This is a genomic window from Campylobacter sp. RM12642, from assembly GCF_020137635.1.
Classification (GTDB): Bacteria; Campylobacterota; Campylobacteria; order Campylobacterales; family Campylobacteraceae; genus Campylobacter_E.
Window position 1 is genome coordinate 39,285 of the sequence record NZ_JACGAT010000005.1, and the last position, 23,889, is coordinate 63,173.

General features: G+C 27.2%; 26 protein-coding genes, 1 tRNA gene and 1 pseudogene. 23 read left to right on the forward strand and 5 right to left on the reverse strand.

Annotation, left to right across the window (positions count from 1 at the left end):
• Positions 1-7: 7 nt before the first annotated feature.
• The 18 genes and pseudogenes from atpG to AVBRAN12642_RS03250 all read left to right on the forward strand — a co-directional run bounded on the left by atpG (position 8) and on the right by AVBRAN12642_RS03250 (position 14,785).
• Complete coding sequence (gene atpG / locus AVBRAN12642_RS03165; protein WP_214117372.1) at positions 8-886, forward strand: ATP synthase F1 subunit gamma; 879 nt, start codon at positions 8-10, stop codon at positions 884-886.
• 8 nt (positions 887-894) lie between these two features.
• Complete coding sequence (atpD, locus tag AVBRAN12642_RS03170; protein ID WP_214117371.1) at positions 895-2,292, forward strand: F0F1 ATP synthase subunit beta; 1,398 nt, start codon at positions 895-897, stop codon at positions 2,290-2,292.
• A 1-nt stretch (position 2,293) separates the two neighbouring features.
• Entirely contained in the window at positions 2,294-2,671 is a 378-nt protein-coding gene (gene atpC, locus AVBRAN12642_RS03175) for an ATP synthase F1 subunit epsilon (RefSeq protein WP_214117370.1), read from the forward strand.
• Positions 2,668-3,195 carry a MotA/TolQ/ExbB proton channel family protein gene (locus AVBRAN12642_RS03180; protein ID WP_214117369.1) on the forward strand — a complete coding sequence of 176 codons (528 nt, stop codon included), beginning with the start codon at positions 2,668-2,670 and terminating at the stop codon, positions 3,193-3,195. The genes atpC and AVBRAN12642_RS03180 overlap by 4 nt, the downstream gene beginning before the upstream one ends.
• Complete coding sequence (locus tag AVBRAN12642_RS03185) at positions 3,185-3,577, forward strand: biopolymer transporter ExbD (protein ID WP_214117368.1); 393 nt, start codon at positions 3,185-3,187, stop codon at positions 3,575-3,577. The genes AVBRAN12642_RS03180 and AVBRAN12642_RS03185 overlap by 11 nt, the downstream gene beginning before the upstream one ends.
• Positions 3,574-4,401, forward strand: coding sequence for a hypothetical protein (locus AVBRAN12642_RS03190; RefSeq protein WP_336607933.1), 828 nt, complete (start codon positions 3,574-3,576; stop codon positions 4,399-4,401). The genes AVBRAN12642_RS03185 and AVBRAN12642_RS03190 overlap by 4 nt, the downstream gene beginning before the upstream one ends.
• Positions 4,398-5,567, forward strand: a complete 1,170-nt coding sequence (gene tolB / locus AVBRAN12642_RS03195) for a Tol-Pal system protein TolB (protein WP_336607934.1) — start codon at positions 4,398-4,400, stop codon at positions 5,565-5,567. The genes AVBRAN12642_RS03190 and tolB overlap by 4 nt, the downstream gene beginning before the upstream one ends.
• Before the next feature lie 60 nt (positions 5,568-5,627).
• On the forward strand, positions 5,628-6,116 hold the full coding sequence (locus AVBRAN12642_RS03200) for an OmpA family protein (RefSeq protein ID WP_214117365.1): 489 nt from the start codon (positions 5,628-5,630) through the stop codon (positions 6,114-6,116).
• Between the two features lie 3 nt (positions 6,117-6,119).
• A complete protein-coding gene (locus AVBRAN12642_RS03205) occupies positions 6,120-6,962 on the forward strand; it encodes a tetratricopeptide repeat protein (protein WP_336607935.1) in 843 nt (280 codons plus the stop codon).
• Positions 6,963-6,977: 15 nt separating this feature from the next.
• Positions 6,978-7,571 (forward strand): FKBP-type peptidyl-prolyl cis-trans isomerase, encoded by a 594-nt coding sequence (locus AVBRAN12642_RS03210; RefSeq protein ID WP_336607936.1) that lies wholly within the window; start codon positions 6,978-6,980, stop codon positions 7,569-7,571.
• 429 nt (positions 7,572-8,000) lie between these two features.
• Complete coding sequence (locus tag AVBRAN12642_RS03215; RefSeq protein ID WP_336607937.1) at positions 8,001-8,978, forward strand: ACP S-malonyltransferase; 978 nt, start codon at positions 8,001-8,003, stop codon at positions 8,976-8,978.
• Positions 8,975-9,655, forward strand: a pseudogene (locus tag AVBRAN12642_RS03220) (5'-methylthioadenosine/adenosylhomocysteine nucleosidase); the annotation flags it as partial. The gene AVBRAN12642_RS03215 and the pseudogene AVBRAN12642_RS03220, both read left to right, overlap by 4 nt.
• On the forward strand, positions 9,641-10,423 hold the full coding sequence (locus AVBRAN12642_RS03225; protein ID WP_214117410.1) for an ATP-binding protein: 783 nt from the start codon (positions 9,641-9,643) through the stop codon (positions 10,421-10,423). The pseudogene AVBRAN12642_RS03220 and the gene AVBRAN12642_RS03225, both read left to right, overlap by 15 nt.
• A complete protein-coding gene (gene recO / locus AVBRAN12642_RS03230) occupies positions 10,411-11,022 on the forward strand; it encodes a recombination protein RecO (RefSeq protein WP_214117361.1) in 612 nt (203 codons plus the stop codon). The genes AVBRAN12642_RS03225 and recO overlap by 13 nt, the downstream gene beginning before the upstream one ends.
• A gap of 193 nt (positions 11,023-11,215) precedes the next feature.
• A complete protein-coding gene (locus AVBRAN12642_RS03235; protein ID WP_336607938.1) occupies positions 11,216-13,279 on the forward strand; it encodes a TonB-dependent receptor domain-containing protein in 2,064 nt (687 codons plus the stop codon).
• Positions 13,280-13,331: 52 nt separating this feature from the next.
• A complete protein-coding gene (gene exbB, locus AVBRAN12642_RS03240; RefSeq protein WP_239802994.1) occupies positions 13,332-13,760 on the forward strand; it encodes a TonB-system energizer ExbB in 429 nt (142 codons plus the stop codon).
• Positions 13,747-14,121 carry a TonB system transport protein ExbD gene (exbD, locus tag AVBRAN12642_RS03245; protein ID WP_214117358.1) on the forward strand — a complete coding sequence of 125 codons (375 nt, stop codon included), beginning with the start codon at positions 13,747-13,749 and terminating at the stop codon, positions 14,119-14,121. Before exbB ends, exbD begins: the two co-directional genes overlap by 14 nt.
• On the forward strand, positions 14,090-14,785 hold the full coding sequence (locus AVBRAN12642_RS03250; protein ID WP_214120197.1) for a TonB family protein: 696 nt from the start codon (positions 14,090-14,092) through the stop codon (positions 14,783-14,785). The genes exbD and AVBRAN12642_RS03250 overlap by 32 nt, the downstream gene beginning before the upstream one ends.
• 24 nt (positions 14,786-14,809) lie before the next feature.
• Here the strand turns inward: AVBRAN12642_RS03250 and AVBRAN12642_RS03255 are convergent, their stop codons facing one another.
• Genes AVBRAN12642_RS03255 through AVBRAN12642_RS03270 form a run of 4 tightly spaced genes read right to left on the reverse strand, consistent with a single transcriptional unit; the run spans position 14,810 to position 17,628 of the window.
• Positions 14,810-15,031, reverse strand: a complete 222-nt coding sequence (locus tag AVBRAN12642_RS03255; RefSeq protein WP_336607939.1) for a hypothetical protein — start codon at positions 15,029-15,031, stop codon at positions 14,810-14,812.
• A 2-nt stretch (positions 15,032-15,033) separates the two neighbouring features.
• A complete protein-coding gene (locus AVBRAN12642_RS03260) occupies positions 15,034-17,157 on the reverse strand; it encodes a TonB-dependent receptor plug domain-containing protein (RefSeq protein WP_336607940.1) in 2,124 nt (707 codons plus the stop codon).
• Positions 17,135-17,374 carry a hypothetical protein gene (locus tag AVBRAN12642_RS03265; RefSeq protein WP_214117355.1) on the reverse strand — a complete coding sequence of 80 codons (240 nt, stop codon included), beginning with the start codon at positions 17,372-17,374 and terminating at the stop codon, positions 17,135-17,137. The genes AVBRAN12642_RS03260 and AVBRAN12642_RS03265 overlap by 23 nt, the downstream gene beginning before the upstream one ends.
• Positions 17,371-17,628: a heavy-metal-associated domain-containing protein gene (locus AVBRAN12642_RS03270; protein ID WP_214117354.1), complete on the reverse strand. Its 258-nt coding sequence runs from the start codon at positions 17,626-17,628 to the stop codon at positions 17,371-17,373. The genes AVBRAN12642_RS03265 and AVBRAN12642_RS03270 overlap by 4 nt, the downstream gene beginning before the upstream one ends.
• Positions 17,629-17,798: 170 nt before the next feature.
• Between AVBRAN12642_RS03270 and AVBRAN12642_RS03275 the strand changes: the two genes are divergently transcribed.
• On the forward strand, positions 17,799-20,222 hold the full coding sequence (locus AVBRAN12642_RS03275; protein ID WP_336607941.1) for a hypothetical protein: 2,424 nt from the start codon (positions 17,799-17,801) through the stop codon (positions 20,220-20,222).
• Positions 20,223-20,245: 23 nt separating this feature from the next.
• Here AVBRAN12642_RS03275 and thiD read toward each other — a convergent pair whose 3' ends face one another.
• Positions 20,246-21,028 (reverse strand): bifunctional hydroxymethylpyrimidine kinase/phosphomethylpyrimidine kinase, encoded by a 783-nt coding sequence (gene thiD, locus AVBRAN12642_RS03280; protein WP_214120200.1) that lies wholly within the window; start codon positions 21,026-21,028, stop codon positions 20,246-20,248.
• Positions 21,029-21,125: 97 nt separating this feature from the next.
• Here thiD and mraY point away from each other — a divergent pair, with 97 nt between their 5' ends.
• The 4 genes from mraY to AVBRAN12642_RS03300 all read left to right on the forward strand — a co-directional run bounded on the left by mraY (position 21,126) and on the right by AVBRAN12642_RS03300 (position 23,866).
• Positions 21,126-22,172 carry a phospho-N-acetylmuramoyl-pentapeptide-transferase gene (gene mraY, locus AVBRAN12642_RS03285; RefSeq protein WP_214117351.1) on the forward strand — a complete coding sequence of 349 codons (1,047 nt, stop codon included), beginning with the start codon at positions 21,126-21,128 and terminating at the stop codon, positions 22,170-22,172.
• Between the two features lie 5 nt (positions 22,173-22,177).
• Positions 22,178-23,365: a UDP-N-acetylmuramoyl-L-alanine--D-glutamate ligase gene (gene murD / locus AVBRAN12642_RS03290; RefSeq protein ID WP_336607942.1), complete on the forward strand. Its 1,188-nt coding sequence runs from the start codon at positions 22,178-22,180 to the stop codon at positions 23,363-23,365.
• A complete protein-coding gene (locus AVBRAN12642_RS03295) occupies positions 23,358-23,744 on the forward strand; it encodes a hypothetical protein (protein ID WP_214117349.1) in 387 nt (128 codons plus the stop codon). Before murD ends, AVBRAN12642_RS03295 begins: the two co-directional genes overlap by 8 nt.
• Positions 23,745-23,790: 46 nt before the next feature.
• Positions 23,791-23,866, forward strand: a tRNA-Phe gene (locus tag AVBRAN12642_RS03300).
• Positions 23,867-23,889 lie beyond the last annotated feature (23 nt).

Here is a 23,889-nt window from a genome sequence, read left to right on the forward strand (position 1 = left end):
TTTTGTAATGGCGAATTTAAAAGAGATAAAAAGAAAAATAAAGAGCGTTCATAATACTCAAAAGACTACTAATGCTATGAAATTAGTGTCTACTGCTAAATTAAAAAAAGCAGAAGAGCTTGCTAAGAAGTCTAAAGTATATGCAAGTAAATTGCAAGAGGTTATGCAAGAAATTTCGTTTAAGCTAAATCAATTTGATATGGCTAAAGATAGTAGATTTTTTGGTAAGCATGAGATTAAGATTGTGGATGTTGTATTTATTACTTCGGACAAAGGTTTGTGCGGTGGTTTTAATATAAAAACTTTAAAAGAAGTTAGTAAAATTATTAAAGAAAATAAAGAAAAAGGTATTAAAACTAGATTAAGAGCTATAGGAAAAGTTGGTATTGAGTTTTTTAATTTTCAAAAAATTGAAATACTAGATAAATATACAGGCGTTAGTTCTTCACCTGATTATGAAAAAGCTAGAGAAATTATTAATTTAGCTATTAGTGATTATGAAAAAGCATTAACTGATAAGATAATATTAGTTCATAATGGCTATAAAAATATGATTTCTCAAGAATTATCAGTGTGTAATTTATTACCTGTAGATTCAAGTAATTCTGAAATTACTAATTCAAATTCTTTATTAGAAATTGAACCTGAAGAAAAGGAAGTTTTAGAAGAATTATTAAAAAGATATATAGAATATAGTATGTTTTATTCATTGATAGATAGTTTAGCAGCTGAACATAGTGCTAGAATGCAAGCAATGGATAACGCAACTAATAATGCTAAAGCAAGGGTTAAAGAACTTAATTTAGCTTATAATAAAGCAAGACAAGAAAGCATAACTACTGAATTAATTGAAATTATCAGTGGTGTTGAATCAATGAAAGAATAGGAGAATATATGCAAGGATTTATATCTCAGGTATTAGGACCTGTTGTAGATGTTGAATTTAGCGATTATTTACCACAAATCAATGAAGCTATTGAAGTAAATTATGAGGTTGAAGGTAAGCAAATTCGTTTAATATTAGAAGTAGCAGCACATTTAGGTGATGGCCGTGTAAGAACTATTGCTATGGATATGACTGATGGTTTAGTAAGAGGAACTAAAGCTGTTAGCTTAGGTGCTCCAATTAGTGTTCCTGTTGGGGAAAAAGTTTTAGGAAGAATTTTCAATGTGGTTGGAGATTTAATTGATGAAGGTGCTCCAGAAAATTATGAAACAAAATGGGCTATTCATAGAGAACCACCTAAATTTGAAGACCAAAGCACAAAAAGTGAAATATTTGAAACTGGTATTAAAGTAGTTGATTTACTTGCTCCTTATGCAAAAGGTGGTAAAGTAGGATTATTTGGTGGTGCTGGTGTTGGTAAAACAGTTATTATTATGGAATTAATTCACAATGTTGCGTTTAAACATAGTGGTTATTCAGTATTTGCTGGTGTTGGTGAGAGAACTCGTGAAGGAAATGACCTTTATAATGAAATGAAAGAAAGCAATGTTTTAGATAAAGTTGCTTTATGCTATGGTCAAATGAATGAACCACCAGGGGCAAGAAATCGTATTGCTTTAACAGGTCTTACAATGGCTGAATATTTTAGAGATGAAATGGGACTTGATGTTTTAATGTTTATTGATAATATCTTTAGATTTTCTCAATCAGGTTCAGAAATGTCAGCTTTACTTGGTCGTATTCCTTCAGCTGTTGGTTATCAGCCAACTTTAGCAAGTGAAATGGGTAAATTCCAAGAAAGAATTACATCAACTAAAAAAGGTTCAATTACTTCAGTTCAAGCTGTTTATGTTCCTGCTGATGACTTAACAGACCCAGCGCCTGCAACCGTTTTTGCTCACCTAGATGCTACAACGGTTTTAAATAGAAGTATTGCTGAAAAAGGAATTTATCCTGCGGTTGATCCACTTGATTCAACTTCAAGAATGCTTGACCCGCAAATTATTGGTGAAGAGCATTATAAGGTAGCTCGTGGAGTTCAAAGTGTGCTTCAAAAATATAAAGATTTACAAGATATCATAGCTATTTTAGGTATGGATGAACTTAGCGAAGAAGATAAATTAGTTGTTGAAAGAGCTAGAAAAATTGAGAAATTCCTATCACAACCATTCTTCGTAGCTGAAGTTTTCACAGGTAGTCCTGGAAAATACATTAGCCTTGAAGAAACTATAGCTGGATTTAAAGGTATATTAGAAGGTAAATATGATGACTTACCTGAAAACGCATTTTATATGGTAGGAAATATTGAAGAGGCTATTAAGAAAGCAGAAAAATTAAAGGCTTAATATGGATAAATTAACTTTAGAAATAGTTACTCCACACGGAGAAATCTTTAATTCAGAAGTTAAATCAGTGTTAGTGCCAGGAAGTGAAGGTGAGTTTGGTGTTTTGCCAAACCACGCTTCTGTAATTTCTTTGCTTCAAGCTGGTGTAATTAGTGTGGAAAATTATGATGGTTCAAAGGAGCTTATAGCTATTGATTCAGGCCATGTAAAAGTTGATGAAAATAGTGTTGTTATTTTAGCTCAAGGTGCTGTTTATCTAGGTGGTAATGATAATTCAATAAGCAAAAAAAAGTTAGAAGAAGCTAAAGAATTATTAAAATCAGCAGGTGCAAATTCAGCAACCCTTGCCGCAACTTTAGGAAGACTGGATTCTAAATGAATTTGATTTCGGATTTTGACTTAGCTACTTTATTAGCAGTTGGGATTTTAGGTTTTTATTCTATTATTGCTTTAGCGATTTTTTTATATCGCTTAAGCAATATTTCTAAATTTTATCAAGAAGAATTAAGAACTTTAGATAGGTTATTAAAAAATCAAGATTTATCTTTTGAGGCTTATTTTAAACCTTGTGAAGGTTCTATGAAAAAATTAGAGATTTATTATAATGAAGCTTCTAAAAATCTTAGCGAAGGCCTTACTTGGCTTAGTATTATTGCTACTACTTCGCCTTTTATAGGATTGTTTGGAACCGTTGTTTCAATATACTTTACTTTAATATCTTTAAATGGAAATGGTGATATTACTCAAATCGCTTCTCCAATTGGTCATGCTTTAATAGCTACTGCTAGTGGGATTATTTCTGCTATTTTAGCTTATACATTTCATTTAATTGTGAAACGAAAAGTATTTGAATGTTTAAATATTTTAGAGAGTCAAATAAAGATTATTAGCGATGAAAAATGATTTTTTACACGAAGACCCAGAGTTAAACATAACTCCTTTAGTTGATGTTATGTTAGTGTTATTGGTAATTTTAATGCTAGTAATTCCTAATTTAAAATATGATGAAAATATTAATTTACCAAATGGCTCAAAATCAAGTGTTAGCAAAGCAAAAAAAGATGATATTTTCGTAAGCATTACAAAAGATGAAGTAGTTTTAAATAAGAAAAAATATCCTTATATTGCTTTTTTTGATAATTTTAGTTTAATTAAAAATCAATTTGATAAAGATAAAATAGTTTATATATCTGGAGATAAAGATATAAGTTACGATAAGCTAATGCAAGTATTATCAACTTTTTCAAAAGCAGGATTTGTAAAAATTTCACTTCAAACAAAATGAGTAAATCAAAAGCTTTTTTATTATCTTGTTTAATATATGTGCTTACTATATTAATATTTATTTTGCTAATAAATATTTTTGCTAAAAATGAAGAAGTTATTAAATATGGCAATAGTGAAGTGGATATATTGTTCGTAGAAGATAATGTTGAAACTCCAGCCGAGGTTAAACAAGACTATACTAAAGAAGTAGCAAAAAAAATAAATAAAAGTACAGAAAATACAAGCAATGATAATGCTACAAAAGATAATCAAAATAAAGTAATTGAACAAAATGAAAAAGTAGAACAACAAACTGATAGTAAAGATAGTGATAGTGATTTAAGTAGTTTGTTTGGGGATTTAAAAGTTAGCAAAAGTGAAAGAAAAAATCCAAAAAAGGAAACTAAGCAAGAAGAAAATAAATTAAATCAATCACAATTAGATGCTTTAAAAAAAATACAATCACAATTAGCTAATACAACAATTAAGTCAAATAATAATTCAGAGACTACACAAACATCTGCTAAGGTTTCTGGAATTTATGATGAATATTTTGGTAGAGTGAATGCGTATTTGAAAAATGTTTGGAGTTTAGTAACTGCTAATAGTTCAGATATTAATGATAAGGAAATTTTTGAAGTAGCTTTTACAATATCAAAAAATGGTATAATAAAAATCAAAGATAATGGTTTTAATGAAAGCTCTGCTTTAAGACAAAAGGCAAGAATTTTTATACAAACTATTAATCAACAAAACAAAAATTTAGGAATTCCACCAAATCAACAAGATTATAGTGGTAGTTTAAGGCTTTCGGTTATATTAAGTATCAAGGAGATAAAATGAAAAAGATATTTTTATTATGTTTTAGTTTAGTATGCTTAACTGCTGATATTATTATGGATGTGGTTAGCGAGCAAGAGGTGTTGCCTAAGATTAGAATAACTACAAGTAGTTTGGTTAATTTTGATTTTGATAAGGTAATTAAAAATGATGTTTTAGTAAGTTCTAAATTTGAAATTACTAATGAAAATAATGCAAATTATGAATTAAATTATAATTTAAATCCTGTAGGAAATAATTATGAGTTAAGCATAACTCTTAAGGGTATGAATAATGAAATTAAGTATAACAATACTTTTACTTATCCAAAAAGTGCTTATGTGTTTTTATCTCACAAAGCAATTTCACAAATGTTTAAGGACTTAAAATTAGCAGATTTAGATTGGATGAATAAAAAGATTTTAATTACTAGAAAAATAGCTGCTAAGCAAAGTCAAATTCTTATTGCAGATTACACTTTAAATTATCAAAAAATTATTATGCAAGGTGGGTTAAATTTATTTGCAAAATGGGCAAATAGCAATCAAAATGAATTTTATTATACAGATTATAATAAAGATATTTTGAGTATATATAAATATAATTTATTGAATAATCAAAAAACTTTAATTACTCAAGGTTCTGGTATGTTAGCACTTAGTGATATTAGCAAAGATGGAACTAAAGCGTTAATTACAAAAACTATAGAAGATCAACCAGAAATATTTTTATTAGATTTAAATACTAAAAATACAAAAAGACTTACTATGTATAAAGGAATAGATGTTAGTGCAAGATTTGTAGGTAGTGATAGTTTTGCTTTTGTTAGCGATAGAAGTTCTTATCCTAATTTATATTTACAAGGTCTTGATAAAACTAATGCAACTCAATTAGTTTATCATGGTAAAAACAATTCTGCCTTTAGTGTTTATAATAATTATATAGTTTATTCAAGTCGTGAAAAATCAGGAGATTTTAACTTATATGTTATGGCAACTGATTCGCAATATGTAAGACAATTGACATTAAATGGTAGAAATATTTTCCCTAATTTTAGTAGCGATGGTAAGACGATTATGTTTATAAAATTATTAGGAATGCAAAGTTCTTTAGGAATTTTAAGACTTGATGAGAATAAAGTGTATCATTTCCCACTAAAAGTTGGTAAAATTTCAACTTTGGATTGGTAATTAAATAAATTTTTAGTTTTGGAAATTATAATTTCAATTACTTTTTATGAAAGGAAAAAAATGAAAAAATTAGCTTATGCAGTTGCTTTAGCAGCTTTAGTTGTTGGTTGTAGTCAAAAGGCTACAGTTGAGGCTCCAAAAAAAGTGGAGGTTGCTCCAGATATGAATGTAGATGTTAAGGAAGATATTAATACTAAACTAGAAAGAATTAATAATTCTTTAGGTAAAGTATATTTTGACTTTGACAAATATGATATTCGTTCAGATATGTATGGCGTAGTATCAAATAACGCAAGTTTATTAAATCAAGATGGTAAAGATTTAAATATTGTTGTTGAAGGTAACTGCGACGAGTGGGGTAGTGAAGAATATAACCAAGCTTTAGGTTTAAAAAGAGCTAAAGCTGTTAAAGATGGTTTAGAATCTCAAGGAGTTAGCAGCTCAAGAATTACAATTAAAAGCTATGGCGAAAACAACCCAGTATGTAATGATAAAACAAAAGAATGCGATGCTCAAAATCGTAGAGCAGAAACAAAAGTTCAGTTTTAATTTATGCTAAAACAAATACTTTTTATAGGGGCTTTAGCCCCTATTATTTACGCAGAAACTTCAGCCTTTAATGCAGGTAATATAAATATTAAAGAGCCTTATGGGCTAACAGAAAATGAAAAAGTTTTATTAGAGAACAAAAAAAAGGTTGAAACTCTTAGTAAAGATTATACTGGTGTTGATTTTAAAACAAATAAGGCTTTAGAAAGAATTGAAGGTATTCAAAGTGTAGTTGATGATTTGAATAACAAAACTTATAATTTTGAAGGTAAATTATTAGAAGTAGAAAAGTTTTCAAAAGAAAAACTTGATATTTATGATAAAGATATTTCTGAAATAAAACAAGAATTAAAAAATCAAAAAAACAGCATTAATCAGTTAAAAAAGGCTTTAAGTGAATTAACAAATTTAGTTAGTAGCTTGGGCGAGAATAAAGCTGTAAAATCTACAACTCAGCAAGTAGTAGCAAATGAGGTTGCAGCTAAAAATGAAACTCCAGCTCAAAAAATGGCAAATGCTATAAGTTTATATAATAGTAAAGATTATGAAAATTCCGCAAAAATTTTTGAAGAATTAGCAAATGCAAAACATAAACCTGCACAATGTAATTTTTATTTAGGACAAATTGCATACGCACAAAAAGACTATAAAAATGCTATATATTATTATAAAACAAGTTCAGATTTATATAATATTCAAGGGGTAAAAGCTCCTAATATGCCTTTAATTTTATTAAATACCGCAAATTCGTTGAAGGCAATTAATGAAACAGAAAAAGCAAATAATTTTTATGCAGCACTTAAAAAACAATTTCCAGATTCAAGTGAAGCTAAAAGTATAAATTAATAGAAAGGATTAAAAATGGCTATAAAAAAAGACAGCGTAGTATCACTTAATTTTATATTGCGTGATGCAAAAACTAATGAAGTATTAGAAAATAATACTGATTTTCATCCTATTTCATTTTTATTAGGTAGAAATCAAGTATTAGAGGCTTTAGAAGATGAAATTGCTAAACTAAATGAGGGTGATGAAAGTGATATTTTAATCACTAAAGATAAAGCTTGGCAAGAATATAATGAGAATTTGGTTCAAGAATTACCAAAAGAACAATTCGCAGGCATTGATTTAAATGTTGGCTTAGAATTATTCGGAGAAAACGAAGATGGCTCAACAGTTAGAGTTGTTGTTAAAGAAATCAAAGATAGTAGCGTAGTAATTGATTATAATCATCCTTATGCAGGAAGAGATTTATTATTTACCGTAAATATTAAAGAAGTAAGAGATGCTACTCCTGAAGAATTAGAAAGTGGTGCAGTAGCACAAGCTGGTGGATGTGGATGTGGAAATCACGGACATAGTGGTTGCAAAGGCGATGGAAGTTGCGGTCATCATCACGATGATGAAGATGATCATCACCATCATCACCACGGCGGCGGTTGTTGCAGAGGTTAAGAGCTAAGGTTTAGCTAAAATGTAAGGCGATTTATTTCGCCTTATACTAATATTTATTATATACTCAAAGTATTCAGTTTTTTAAAATTAATCATTTTTATAATTTTATTTTTTATGTCAAATCTTTAAAATACATAATTCATAAATTACAAGTAATCTTTAATATATAATCGTAAGTTATAAATATACAAAACTTATTATTTTTAACTTGATTTTTAATTCAATCATAAAAAAGTGCTAAAATTATGATATTAAAAATATAGATTGTATTAGTATTACAAGTTAAACTTCGTTTATTATTTTAATAATGGAATTTATATTTTTATAATATTATATAAAATGTAAAAAAGATTTATAATAGCTGTAATTAAAAGATTTTAATACTTGTATTATAAGATTTGATAATAAAATAAATTAAAAAGGAAAAATATGAATTACGCATTTTTATACCCAGGTCAAGGTTCTCAAAGTGCTTTTATGGGTCAAGAATTATTTGATAATTTTGAGTTTGTAAGAAAAACTTATGATGAAGTTAGTAGTTTTTGCGGTATTGATTTTAAAGAATTAATTTTTAGTAAAAATGATAGATTAGATATAAGTGAATTTACCCAACCTGCAATATTACTAAATAGCATTATGTATTATAAAGTATTTGAAAAATTATTAGAAGAAAATGGAATTTCTTTAAGAAAAAAAGATGATATAAAGCCTTTTATTAGTTATGAAAGCACTCCATCTTTAGGACATTCTTTAGGAGAATTTTCGGCTTTATGTGCAAATAATGCACTTGAATTAAAAAATGCTTTAAAGCTAGTAAATATGCGTGGAAAATATATGCAAGAATGTGCAAGTAGCGAAAATCCTGCTTCTATGATGGTTATTTTAGGTTTAGATGATAATTTAGTAGAAGAAATTTGTGCTAAAGCAAATAAGGAAAATAAGCAAATCTATGCTGCAAATTACAATTGCGATGGTCAAATAGTTGTAGCTGGGCTTAAAAAGGATTTAGAAAATAGCATAGATGATTTTAAAAATGCTGGAGCAAAAAGAGCAATGCTGCTTAATATGAGCGTAGCAAGTCATTGCCCTTTAATGCAAAGTGCAGCTAATAAATTAGAAAAAGAATTGTTGTTTAATGATGATTTCATACCAGTAATCTCAAATGCTTTTACAAAGCCTTATAGCACTAAAAATGAAGCTATTTTAGCTATAAAAGAGCAACTTATTAAGCCTGTTTTATATAAACAAAGCATAAAAAGTATAGAAAATAGTGTTGATGGTTTTATAGAATTTGGAAGCAGTGTTTTATGCGGACTTAATAAAAAAATAACAAACAAACCAAGTATTAGTATAAAAAGCCTAGAAGATATTGAAAATTTTATAAAAACATTTAAGGAAAACCTATGAAAATAGCAATTTTAGGTGCTATGCGTGAAGAAATTGAGCCAATTTTAAATGAGTATTCTTATAAAGAGAGTAAATATGCAAATAATACTTATTATTTCATTGATTACGCAGGTCATGAACTAATTATTGCTTATTCAAAAATAGGCAAAGTAAATTCAGCTCTAAGTGCTAGTGTAATGATAGAAAAATATAAGGCTGATTGTTTGCTTTTTACAGGCGTTGCAGGGTCGCTTAATCCTAATTTAAAAATAGGTGATTTATTAATTGCAGAAGAATTAGTGCAGCACGATATAGATATAACAGCATTCGGACACAAACCTGGCTATGTCCCTGAAACTAGCGTTTTTATAAAAACAAGTGAAAAATTAAATAATATTGCTAAAAAAGTAGCAAAAGAGCTTGATTTAAATGTAGTTAGCGGCATTATTGCAACATCAGACCAATTTATTTGCGATGAAACTAAGAAAAATTGGATTAAAGATACTTTTAATGCTGATGCGGTTGAGATGGAAGGAGCAAGCGTTGCTTTAGTTTGCGAAAGCCTTAATGTGCCTTGTTTTATATTAAGAGCAATTAGCGATGATGCAGGTGGAAATGCTGATGTTAGTTTTGATGAGTTTTTAGAACTAGCTGCTAAAAATAGTGCTAGATTTGTCTTAAAAATGTGCGAACATTTATTTAAAAATGAGCTTAGCAAAAGACTTATTAAAGAAGTAGCAAGAGCTTGTGATAAGTTTAATTTAATTGAAGAAGGTGATAAGGTTTTAGTAGGACTTAGCGGTGGAAAAGATAGCTTAAGCTTACTAATGCTACTTAAACATATGCAAAGAGCAGTCCCGTTTAAGTTTGAATTTGAAGCAGTAACGCTTAGCTATGGAATGGGCGAAGATTATAAATATCTAAGTAATTATTGCAAGATTTTAGGCATAAAGCATACAATAATTGAAAGTAATATTTATGAGATTTCTAGTGAAAAAATCCGTCAAAATTCAAGCTTTTGCTCGTTTTTCTCTCGTATGAGAAGGGGATATTTATACACTTATGCTAAGGAAAATGGTTTTAATAAATTAGCTTTAGGACACCATTTAGATGATGCTATTGAGAGCTTTTTTATGAACTTTACTTATAATGGAGCTTTAAGAACACTTGCTGCGAAATTCACTTCAGCACAAGGAATTACCGTAATTCGTCCTTTGATATTTGTTCGTGAAAGAATGTTAAGAGAAAATGCTATTAAAAATGGTCTTAAAACAATAGGCGATGAAGCTTGCCCTGCTATGAGATTTGATGTAAAAATGCCACACGCAAGAGCAGAAACAAAAGAGCTTTTAGCAAGTCTTGAAGCACAAAATCCAAAATTATTTAAAAGCCTTGAAAATGCCTTTTTTAACATTCATTACGATACTTTTTTTGCAAACGAAGGTGCTAATTATTGCAAGGAATAATTTTAAATACCTTTAGCGTTAGGGATAAAGATTTAATAGTCTTTATCCTAAGTAGCGAAGAATTAGTAAAATGCTATAGATTTTACGGAGTTAGACACTCACATTTAATAGTCGGAAATATTATTGATTATGAGCTAAGTATTCAGCCTTTATTTTTGCCAAAATTACATTCAACAATGCAATTAGCCTTACCTTGGAATGATTATGAGATTATTAAAGCTTGGCAGAGTTTTTGTGTGCTTTTATATGAGCATTTAAAAGATAATCAAGAGTGCGGAAGTTTTTATTATGATTTAAGTTTAAGAATAATTAATAGATTAAAAACTCAGCATTATAAAAGAGTATTTTTAGATGCTTATGCTTTGATGATTGAGTATGAAGGTAGGCTTTATTTTAGTGAAACTTGCACGGAATGCAATAAAGAATTAAATGATTTTTTTTCTTTAGGAGAAGGATTTTTAATGTATTGTAGGGGTTGTAAAGTGAGTGTAAGTATCAATAAAATTAAGATGAAAGATTATCTAAAAAATAAAAATTCAGCTATATTTGAAGATAGTGAAATAGATTTATTATACGAAGTATTTTCTAAAAAATTATAAAACTACAAAAGCTAAATTAAATTCTTTATTTTAAAAATCTTAAACAATATTACAATGAATTTGAATTTTAAATAAAATTTATTATCAATATAACTATCATTTATTTAAAACTTATAAATATTATGATAATTATTTTTGTTATTAACTAAAAATATTATAGAATATCATTTTTATTATCAATTAAGGAGATATTTTGAGAAAATCTTTAAAACTTTCTTTGGCTTTATGCTTATTTGGTGGTGTTGGCTTATTGGCTAATGAGAATGCTAATCTTGATACTATTGAAGTAAATGCTAGTTCAATTGGATATTCTAATGTTGATTCGCTAAAAATCTCAAACAAAAACGCAGGTGCAATAAGAGATGTTATGCGTGATATTCCAGGTGTTTATGTAGCAGGGACAAATCAGTTTAATCAAAAACTTTATATGCGTGGCGTAAATGATAGGGGTATTAATATTACTATTGATGGTGCAAGACAACGTGGAAATATTTTTCATCACTCGGCTGATTTAGTTTTAGATGTTGATTTATTAAAAGCTATTGATGTTGGCGTGGGTGTTTTAAGTGTTGCTAATAACTCAGGTGCTTTAGGTGGTTCGGTTGCGTTTAAGACTGCAAGTGCATTTGATTTATTAGAAGGTGATGAGAGTTTTGGTGGTAAGTTTAAGACAGGCTATTCAACTAATAATAAAGAATGGCAAAAAAGCATAATGGCTTATGGTAAAACTGATAATAATTTTGGTCTTTTAGCATATATCAATCATAAAAATTATGGCTTCGGAAAAGATGGAAATGGCAATGATATTGGTGGTAAGGGTCATGATTTAAGCTATTTATTTAAAGTAAATTATGAAAAAGATGAGCATAAAGCAGGTCTTAGCTATGAGCATACTGAATATGATGGTGATTTTCCATTTAGAGGTGAGTTTGGTGGCTCGGTGGCATTTGATACAGGCACGCTAAAAGCAGGAGAAAGAGCTCAACCTATTTTGCCTCAAAAAATGCAAAGAGATACCTATACATTTAATTACAATTACAATCCAAATGAATTAATTGATAGCGAATTTAGAGTTTATCATACAGAGCATAGGCTTATAAAAGATGAAGTTCCAAATTATGCAGAGTTTAAAAAATCAGGTGGTAAAGCATTTTTATCAAATGATGGGGTAAAAACCACAGGTGCTTATTTAAACAATAAATCAAGATTTGAAAATACTAGCTTTAATCAAGAAGTATTTTATGGACTTGAGTGGTATCAAACTACAAGCTTTAGAAAAAATCATTCAAGTTTAAAAGATGCAACAAATGGAGCAATTTCGGTAACTCCTACTAAAAATCATCCTAAAGAAGTAGCAAACAACCTATCAGTATTTTTACAAGATACTATTCAAATTGGTGGATTTAGCATAATTCCTGGAGTGAGATTTGATAGATTTACTATAGATAATTTTGGTAAGAAAACTCAAGGATTTAATAATTTTAGCCCTGCATTAGCACTTGATTATAAGGCAGAAAACGGCATTAATTTATTTGCTGGGTATTCAAAAGTATTTAGAGGACCTGATCCGATTGAATCTTTAAGGCTTAGTGAAAATACATTTAATACAAATTATATTGATGAGAATTTAGAGCCTGAAACAGGTGATGCTTATGAAGCTGGATTTGGGTATAAAAATAACTTTAATGAACATAATGTTAATTTTGTAGCTAAGTATTTTTATACTGATTATAAGAATTTAATTAAAGAAAATGTAAGCGTAACAACTACTCAAAACGGACAAAATGTTACAAATAATTACAATCGTATGAATATGGGTAAATCTAATGTTCGTGGGGTTGAATTATATGCTTCTTATGCTTATGAGAATTTAAAATTTAGTGCAAGTTATACTCATCAAACAACAAAACATAAAGATAAAAGTAAAGTTGGTGGCGTAATGGCATATAGTGATAGTGGGGATAAATATACATTTAATGCTGAATATTTTGCTAGTCCAATTGATACATTATTTGGTTATAACCTAATAGCTTTTGCTGGTAAGACTTTAGAAGATGGAACTAAAAAAGCAGGTTATGGAGTAAGCGAAATATATGCAAGTTATATGCCTACTCAAAATCTTGAAATAAACTTAAGCGTTGGCAATCTATTTGATAAAACTTATGTTTCACATTCTCAAAGAAGATTTGGGGTTGAGACTGCAAACGACTATGAAGCAGGAAGAAATATAAAACTAGGCTTTAGTTACAAATTCTAAACTAAAAAAGGCTTTTTAGCCTTTTTTAGAATATCAATTATTAGGAGAAAATGTGGAATTTTTAAAAGAATATTTAGATTATTTTGTGTTTGCGATATTATTTTTTATGAGCTTTTTAGTTTTGGCATTTAGTATTGAAAGGCTAATATTTTTTAAAAATATTGATATTAAAAATTATAAATGTAAAGATGAATTAGAAATAGCACTTAGTAAAAATCTCACCTGTCTTTACATCGTTTATCAAAACGCTCCTTATATAGGTTTGCTTGGCACGGTAATAGGCATAATGATTACATTTTATGATATGGCAAATGCAGCTACTATGGACGCAAAAAGTATTATGCTAGGGCTTTCGCTGGCACTAAAAGCAACAGCACTTGGACTTGTTGTAGCAATCCCAACTCTTATGATATATAACGCATTTATTAGAAAAGTTGATGTTGTATTATCAAGATTTAAGGAAAATAATGAGAGTAAATAAAGAAGGCTTAAATCTAGTTCCATTTATTGATATTATGCTAGTTTTACTTTGCATTGTTTTAAGTGTTAGCACCTTTATAGCAGAAGAAAAAATCGCTATAAACTTACCAAAATCAGAAAATAGCGTAAGCATTGATGATAAGCAAAAAGTATTTATAAGTATTAATGAAACTGGCGAGATATTTTATAATGAGAGTTTGCTTAGCGTAGATGAATTAAAGACAAAATTATCAAGTATTAGTAAAGATGAAATTGTAATTTTACGCTCTGATGAGAACGCTAGTTATAAACATTTTGTAAAAATAGTGGATATTTTAAAAGAGTTAAAGCATGAAAATTTTGCTATTGCAACAGAAAAATAAAATCGCATTTTTCATCTCCTTTTTAGTTCATGCGGTTTTGTTGGCGTGTTTTTTTAGAATTGATGTAAAGACAAGTGAGATTAAAAATGACAAAGCTTTAGCAGTGCTTTTTTATGCTCCTAGCATACCTCAAAATGCTGTTAAAGAAGAAATAATTGAAGAAGTAAAAGAAATAAAAGAAGAAATAATCAAAGAAGAGATAAAAGAAGAAAAATTTGCTTTAAAACCTAAAAAAAAGCACCATAAAAAACCAAAACCAAAGCAAGAAGTAAAAGAAATCAAAAAAACTCAAGATGAGCCAATCACACCTAAAAACGAACCTTTAGCAAGCAAGATAAATGAAGCTAAACCAACTACTACAATTAGTAATAATACTCCTGCAGGTGGGAATAATCAAGATGAATTAATCTCTCATATTCAATCAGTTTTAAATAAAACTGCTAAGAGCAATTATCCTATGAGTTCAAGAAAAAGGCGTGAGCAAGGAGTAGTGGTTGTAGGATTTACCTATGATTATGGTAAGGCAAAAAATATAAAAATACTTAAGCCATCAAAATATGAAAATCTAAATAAAGCAGGGATTAAAAGCGTTGAGATAGCGAAATTTAAGCGTTATGAAAGAGTTTTAGATATTAGTGTGCCGCTTAAGTTTAGCTTACATTAAAAATTAGTGCTTAATTGCACTAATTTAAAAATTATAATTTAGATTAAAAGTATATAGCCTTGAATTAGCGTATTTATAACATAATTCGTTATTACAATTAAATACGCTGATTTTATTTTTGCTATTTAAAATATTTAAGATATTAAAACTTATTTTTAATTTAGTATTTTTAATATTTTTAGTATAACCAAATCCTAAATTCCAATTCAAATATGACTTAAGTTTAGTATCGCTAAATATTTGCATATTTAAATTCTTATCGTATTGTGATCATTTTTCGCTGAATGATAAGTGATTTCATTAATCAAGTTAAAATTATCATAAAATAAATTATGAGTAAAATTAGCTATAAAAGGCTCATAAACAAATGGCAATTCACTTGATTTTATAGTTTTACCATTATAGATTATGTTTTTACCAATTATGCTTAAATAATTAGTCGCACTACCTTTTTTATGTAAATAGCTAAGATTGAAATCAAAATAATTTTTAGTATTAAATATACTAATTTCATTGCTAGATAAATTAAGACTTATAATATCATTAGCTGTTTTTTTGCCATTATAATAAACTTTATAATTATTATCAGTATCTTTTATATTTTCTAAGCCTAATTCTTCTTGATTTGCTGAATAAATTTCATTATAAGTTTTGCGTTTAATGTATTTTAATAACATTTTAAAATATTTAAATTCTGCGTTGTAATATAGGCTAAACTCATTAGCATAAGGGCTTTTTAATCCCATAAAAACTCTATCTTTTTGCCATTTTGTATCTTGTATCCAAGGGCTATTATAATCAATTCTTGAATACTCTTCATATCCACTAAAATAATCATCATATAAAATATAAGCTAAAAGCCCTTTATCATAATATTTATTAAATCCAAATCCTAAAAATTGATTATCATTTAAATAATACTCAAGTCCTGTTCTAGGGGCTATATTAAATCTTTTGCTAAGGCTATCATAATCATTTCTAAGACCTAATCTAAATCTAAAATTATGATATTTAATATCGCTTTGTATAAATTGAGCGTAGTTATTTATTGATTTTTTAGCTTTTGCAAAATGTGTTTCATAATATGAAAAATATTGATTATTTATGCAACTAATATCATTTTCTTTACAAGCTAGAATATCAATTGGTTTTTCATATCTTGTATAAGGATTAATTCTATTTATTTTGCCTTGATTTTTACTAAGTTCAAAACCAAAATTAAAGCTATATTCTAAATCATTATTTTTAAATTCATTAGTTTTAGCATCTAATTTATATTGATATGATTTTTCAGTTTGTAAGGTATCTCCTAGCCCACCATAACTTTGCTTTATACCTGAAGGTAAAATGAATTGATACTGAACTTTTTTATCATAAATTCTTGAAGAATTTGATTTTAAAAATGATAAATGCTGATTAAGATTTATATTTTTTAATTCACTTTCAAGATTAAAAGCTAGGCTAAATCCACCATAATTTACTTTCATATTAGAATCAATTACGCCTTCTTGAAATTGATTTATTAAATAAGGATTATAAATAAAAGTTGAGCTAAGAATATGGTTATCATAATCTTTTTGAGTTTTTAGCAAAATTAAGTTATTTGTATCGCTGATTTTATTTATTGTGTATATATCTTTTTGCTTTATTTTTGTATTTGAATAATTACTACTTACAAAAAATAAAATTCCAAAAGTATCATTTAAGTATGAGCTAAAATTAGCACTGAAATATCTTTTATAATAATTACTAAAATCTTGATAACCATATCCACTAGAATATTTTTGCCTTATTTTATCATCTATAAAAATATTATCTTGAAAGCTATATCCAAGACTAAATCCACCGATTGGATTTTTTGATGGACTTTTGATTTTTGCATCAATTACTCCACCTAAAAATCCACCATAACTAGCACTTACAAAACTATCATAAATGCTTAAATTATCTATAATTTCGCTATCTATATTAAGCGAATATGAACCAAGAGATGGGTTATACCAGACATTTTTATATAGCGTTTTTGACATAGCTGGTTGAATGGTGCTTGTTATGTTTATTCCATCTATAAACATTTGATTTTGATAGGTTTTAGCACCATTGATTGAAAAATCATCTGGCTTTAAAGAATTTGAATTATCGCTATCTTTAGTAGTAATTCTTATATTTGTATGATTTTTGATAAGTTCATCTAAAGTGTGATTTTGTTTTATTTGAGTATTAAGATAGGCTTTATTGTAAATAGTGTTAGAAAATTCTAAATAATCAATATTTTGCACTGCATTAATATTGATTTCATCTAAGGTATTTGCATAAATATATGTAGCTAAAAATATGCTTAGCTTAATTTTATTTTTGCAAAATTGCTTCATAGCCATCTTTTGCTAAACATTTTAAAAGTGATTTTTCATCATAAGTTTTATCACTTATTTTTAGAGTTTTAGAATTTAAATCTACTTTATAATTTTTGCTAACTTTACTAGCACAAAAACTAATAAAATCAACACAAACTTCACAAGCCATATCTTTTATAAAATAAACATTTGCATTAAGATTAAGTGCTAAAAGCATTATAAAAAATGCCTTCATTGTTGCACTGCTTTATAGCCGATTTCGTTGATTTTTTCTACTATTGCTTTAATATCTACATCTTTAGCAAAAGTAATAACTAAATCTTTAGAATTAAAATCAGCCTTGTAATCTTTAACTTCAGCAATACTTTTAGACGCTTCTATTATTTTTTTAGCACAACCATTGCAACCCATATTTTTTACATTTAATAAATAACTTACATCAGCAAAAGCTAAACTTGATAAAATTGACACAAATAATAATTTTTTCATACATTCTCCTTAAAAAATATTAATTATAAAAATCATTTCTTAAGAATAATTGAAAATAATTATAAATATTATATAAAAAATTAAATTAGAATTTAAAATATTATTTTGATATTTTAATATTAGCTAATTTTTAAATATAATTAAAAATTATTTTTATATAAAGGTTTATATTGTTTAAAAAATATTTGTTATTTTTATTTAGTTTAACTTTTTTAAATGCTTTAATTATCAATGAAAATGAAGTGATTTCAAATCAGATAATTACAAATGAAGATATAGATAATGAAGGCGTCATAAATAGTGATAAAAATCAATTTTCTGGTGTTTTTAATAATAATTTTGGTGCTACTTTAAGTGGTAATTTTTCTACTTTTAACGAGGTGTATAATGGTGGATTTTTTGAAGGCTCATTTCATAATATTCAAATGTTTGTTAATAATGGATATTTCTTAAGCACCAATACTACTACAAATCAAGAGTTTTTTAATCTATATGATGGAATGATAGAAGCTAATCATAATAATTTTTTTAATATGCAAAATTATGGCTTAATTTATGGAGATGATAATATTTTTTATGATTTTATTAACTTTCAAGAAGGCTGGATTTTTGGAGATAACAATACTTTTAATGGAGATGTTTTAAATGATACTGATGGGCTTATATCTGGAAATAATTTATCATTTAAATCAATTTTAGAAAATAATTCATATATTTTTATAGATAATAAAGCTAGTTTTAATGAAGTAATTAACAATGCTGTTATGGATGTAAATAATGCAGAATTTATTGGCGAAGTAATCAATAATGATACTATCAATGGGGATTTTTTAGAATTTAAAAATAATCTAAAAAATAATCAAAATAGCACTATTTCTGGAGAGAATTTAACTTTTGCAAATACTTATAATGATGGTATGATTTTAGGTGATATTACTACTTTTAATAAAGAATTAGATAATGATATTAATGGCTGGGTTATTGGAAATGATATTACCTTTAATGATAGGGTTATTAATAATGGTGATTTAGTAGGAAGCAATTTTAAGTTTAAAAATCAATTAGAAAATACTTTAAATGTAGATAGTATTTATTCTAGTTTTGAAAAGATAAATAATAGTGGATTTTTTACAAGCTATAAATCTACTTTTAATAATACCATTACTCAAAGCGATAATGCGTATTTTTATGCTAATGCATCTGCTATTAATGCTGATATTTTAGGTGGGGATATTGAGATTGCTTATAGTAATTTAGCTAATGAAGAATTAAAAGTAAAAAATGCGAAAATCAATAATTCTACAATTAATTCAAAAAATATGATTTTTGATAATTTGATTTTAAATTCTTCATCAATTTATGGTGGTTTTAGAGCTAAAACACTAGAAGCTAATAATAATAATTTTGTTCTTTATTTTAATGATGGTTTTAGTGGGGCTATTGTCGTTGATGAAGAGATAAAAGGCGTAAATAATGATATAAAAATTGTAAATTATCAAAATAATTTAGGATTCTTTCCTTTACTTTTAGCAAGGAGTAGTAAGGATTTAAGTAAAGATTTTGCTGTATATACTATAAAAGGCTTTAGTGTTTTTGGTTTTGATAAAGAAGTAATAGTAAAAAAAGAGCAAAATGGAGCTTTTTTGCTTGGGATAGGGGATTTTAACTCTTTAAATATTAGCGATATTAATGAATTATTTGATGATAAATATAAAAAGAATTTAGAAAATAATGCAATAAATAAAATTACAGCAAAAAATCCTGATATTGCAAAAATTGGTGTGGATAAAAAGCTAATTAATAATATAAAAAATAAATTCTATAAAGAAGATTTATTAAATTATTCTATTTCAAGATTAAATTTTGATAGCAAAAGGTTTGATTATTTAGATTATGAGTATTTAAGTGGGGATATAAATGATATAAATTATTGGCTAAATCTAATAAAAATAAATAAATCTAATGAATATAATTATTTTTATAATAATTTAGGATTGTTTTTATATAGCTTAAATAATGAAAGCAAAAATCATAAAATCTATGGTGGCGGATTTTATGCTAATTTTAATTTTGATAATTTTTATATAAATACTGATTTTAAATACAATGAGCACGAAGTTGCGATAAATCTTGATGATTTAGGGATTATAAATAAAGATTATTTTAGCGTTAATTCAAAAGTAGAATTTGGATTAAGTTATGAAAATTATTTTGTATATAAGCCAAATATTGCTTTTGTTTTTGAATACTTACCAAAGACAAAATATAAAAATGAATATATAAAAGCTTTATTTAAAAGGCAAAATAATTGCTTTTTAAAATTAGGTTTTGCTTTAGAATACCTTAACAATGATTTTGCATTTTCGCTAAATAGTAATTATTTTAAAAGCTTAAGCAAGGATAAATTGCTTATTATAAGTGATGGATATTCTAAAGAAAATTTATATTTTAAAAATCTTAATAGTTTTGAGCTTGGAATACAAACTAAGTATTTATTAAATGATAGTTTAAGTTTGGATATTGATTTAAGTAAGCAGTTTTTTAAAGAATTTAATTCTTATTTTTTTAAGATTGGTTTTGGATATAAGTTTTAGGCAAAATTATATATTTTGCCTTTTTATAAATTAAACATATGATTTAATGGGCCTCTGCCACTTCCTAAGTTTGGAGCAAATTCCATTGCATTTTGTGTATATAATTTAGCATCTTTTACAGCTTGTAGTTTAGAAAGTCCATTAGCTAAATTAGCAGCTATAGAAGCACTTAAAGTACATCCTGCGCCGTGATCGTTTGTGGTGTTTAAAGCTTTTCCGTAAAGCTCGTAAAAGTCTTTTCCATCATAAAAATAATCTATCGCTAAATCAAAATATTTTCCACCTTTAGCAATCACGCTTTTAGCACCTAAGTCTATTAATTTTTTAGCAGCATCTTTTAGTTTTTCTTTAGAATTAATCTCAAATCCACATAAAAGTTCGGCTTCTAATTTATTAGGCGTTAAAATATCAGCGAATTTGATAAACTCATTTACATAAAGCTTAAAATCTTCATCTCCTATTAATCTAAAACCACTTTTAGCAAACATAACAGGGTCAATTACTATATTTTTAGGTTTATATTCTTTAAATTTTTCAATAGTTAATCTTATTAAATTAGCATCCCCCATTAATCCTGTTTTTAGTGCTTTTGGTGGAATATCTTTAAATACTGCATCAAATTGAGCCGATACAATATCTTCATTCATAACACAAGCACCATAAACTCCTTGAGTATTTACAGCATATACTCCTAAAACTACTGCCATTCCAAAAGTTTTATGCATAGTAAAGGTTTTTAAATCAGCTTCAAGTCCGCTACCACCACTGCAATCACTTCCTGCAATTGTTAGAACTGGATTTAACATATAAACTCCTTATATTGGTTAAAAGAGAAATAATACTCTAAAAATTTATAATTTTATTATAATATTTGCCTTTTTTATAAATTTATTAGGAACAAAAATGTTTAACCTTGATATAAACTTATTTTCTTACATTAGCGTTAGGGCTTTTTTAGCGTTTTTATTATCGTTTATTATTACATTAATTATTATGCCACTTTTTATTTCTTGGGCAAAGAGTGTAGGGGCTAATCAGCCAATTTTAAGTGATGCACCACTAAATCATCAAAAAAAATCTAATACTCCTACAATGGGTGGGGTTGTTTTTATTTGTGCTGCTTTATTATCTAGTCTTGTTTTTACTACATTTAATGTTTATAGTTTTAGTGCGATTTTGTGTATTGTTTGTTTTGGTGCTATTGGAATAATTGATGATTTAGGCAAGGTATTAAAAAAGGCAAATAAGGCTGGGTTAAAACCACGCTCTAAAATGATTTTAATGTTAATTGCATCTTTAATAACAATATTACCTATTATGATATATGGGAATTTTAGCACAGAACTTTTTGTCCCATTTTATAAATATCCTATAATTGATATGAAGTATTTTGCTTTATTATTTTGGGTATTGGTGTTAATCTCTAGCTCAAATGCTATTAATCTAACCGATGGACTTGATGGGCTTGCTTGTGTGCCTAGTGTGTTTTCATTATTTACATTATCAGTGTTTTTATATCTTAGCTCAAATGCTGTTTATGCTAATTATTTATTGTTACCTAGAGTAAGCGGGAGTGAAGAATGCGTTGTAATTGCGCTTGCATTAATTGGTGCTTTACTAGGATTTTTATGGTATAACTGCCATCCAGCACAAGTATTTATGGGAGATAGCGGTTCTCTTACATTAGGAGCTATTGTTGGATATTTAGCGATAATTTCAAAAAATGAGATTTTATTAATTTTAATAGGTTTTGTTTTTGTTCTTGAGACTATTAGCGTTATTTTACAAGTTGGAAGTTTTAAAATATTTCATAAAAGGATTTTCAAAATGGCTCCAATTCATCATCATTTTGAGCAAATTGGTTGGAGTGAAAATAAAATCATAGTTAGGTTTTGGCTAATTGCATTTATTTGCAATGTTTTAGCGTTAATTACTATTAAATTAAGGTGAGTTTTATGTTATCAATGTTTGGATATGGAAATGTTGCTAAGGCAATTACAAGCACTTATAAAAAGGGTGAATGGTATATATATGATGATAAATTTAGCGTTTGTAGTGAAGATGAATTTGGTAATAGGCTTTTACCTACAAGCTATTTTAATCCTGATAAAAGTAGTATAGAAGTAGTTAGCCCTGGAATTGCGCCTAATCATATTTTATGTAAAAGTGCTAAGAATTTAACAAGTGAGATTGATTTTTATAACGAAGCTTTAGGGCTTAGTATTTGGGTTAGTGGGACTAATGGTAAGACTACTACAACGGAAATGATTTCTTATTTGCTTAATATTGAAGCAGGAGCAAATATAGGAAAACCAATTGCATTAATGAATCTTAAAGCACCTTTAGTTGTCCTTGAGATGAGCTCTTTTGCCCTTCATTATACTAAGGTTGCAAGACCTGAACTTTATGTGTTATTACCTATTTGTGATGATCATATTTCTTGGCATGGAAGCTTTAATAATTATGAAAAAGCAAAACTTGATTTAATTTTTAGAATGAATAAAACAGCAAGTATTATTGTGCCTAAAAAATATGAAGAGTATTTAAAGAGTGCAAATTGTATTAAATATTTTTATGAGAATTCTAGTGATTTAGCTAAGCTTTTTGATATTGATTTAGCTAGATTAAATTACAATGAGCCGTTTTTATTAGATGCGTGTTTAGCGTTGGCTGCTTGTAAGATTATTAGTGGCAAAATTGAATATGAAAAAATATCTAAGTTTAAAATTGGTCGTCATAGGGTTGAGATTTTTAAAGATAGTAAAAATAGAATTTGGATTGATGATAGCAAGGCTACTAATATTTCAGCTGCACTTGCTGCTATTAATAGTTTTAAAGAGCCTTTACATTTAATTGCTGGTGGAGATGCTAAAGGTCAAGATTTAAATGAGTTTTTCTCAAAATTAGATAAAAATATAAAGCTTTATTTAATAGGTAAGAGCGATTTTAGTGATATTGCTAAAAAGCACGGATTAAACCCAATTAGAACCAATCTAAAAGAAGCTGTAAGTATGATTTATAAAGATTTAACAACTAAAGAAATAGCATTATTAAGTCCTGCGTGTGCTAGTTTAGATGAGTTTAGTTCTTATGCTGAGCGTGGGGATTTGTTTATAAAATATATGAAAGATTTAGATGTTTAGCTTTTTAAGACTTGCAAAAAGTGCTTTAATTACAAGTGAGTATAGTGTGAAAAATAATAAATTATTTTATAAAAATAAAGAATTTATAATCCAAGATGAATTAAAAAATTACGAAAATACTTATTTTGTAGTTGCTATTGATAGGGTGATTTTATTTAAAAATCAAAATGAAAATAATTTTGATAAGGCTAAAAAAAGACAAATAAAAGCGATAAGTCTTAGTTTTTTAGTAATGATTTTATGTTTGATAATTTTATTTTTTCAAGAATTTGAAATAGGAATTTCATTTTTAAGTATTGCTAGTATTGTAGTTTTTATACTTTCAATACTTAATTATTCTTTTTTAAAACAACAAATTTTCGCATTAGAAAAAATTTAAGCATAATTTAAGAATTATCATATATAATAACGGCTTTTACTTCGGTGGTTGGATAGCTCAGTCGGTAGAGCAGCAGACTGAAAATCTGCGTGTCGGCAGTTCGATTCTGCCTCTAACCACCATTTTAAATTTCCCACTTTTTATT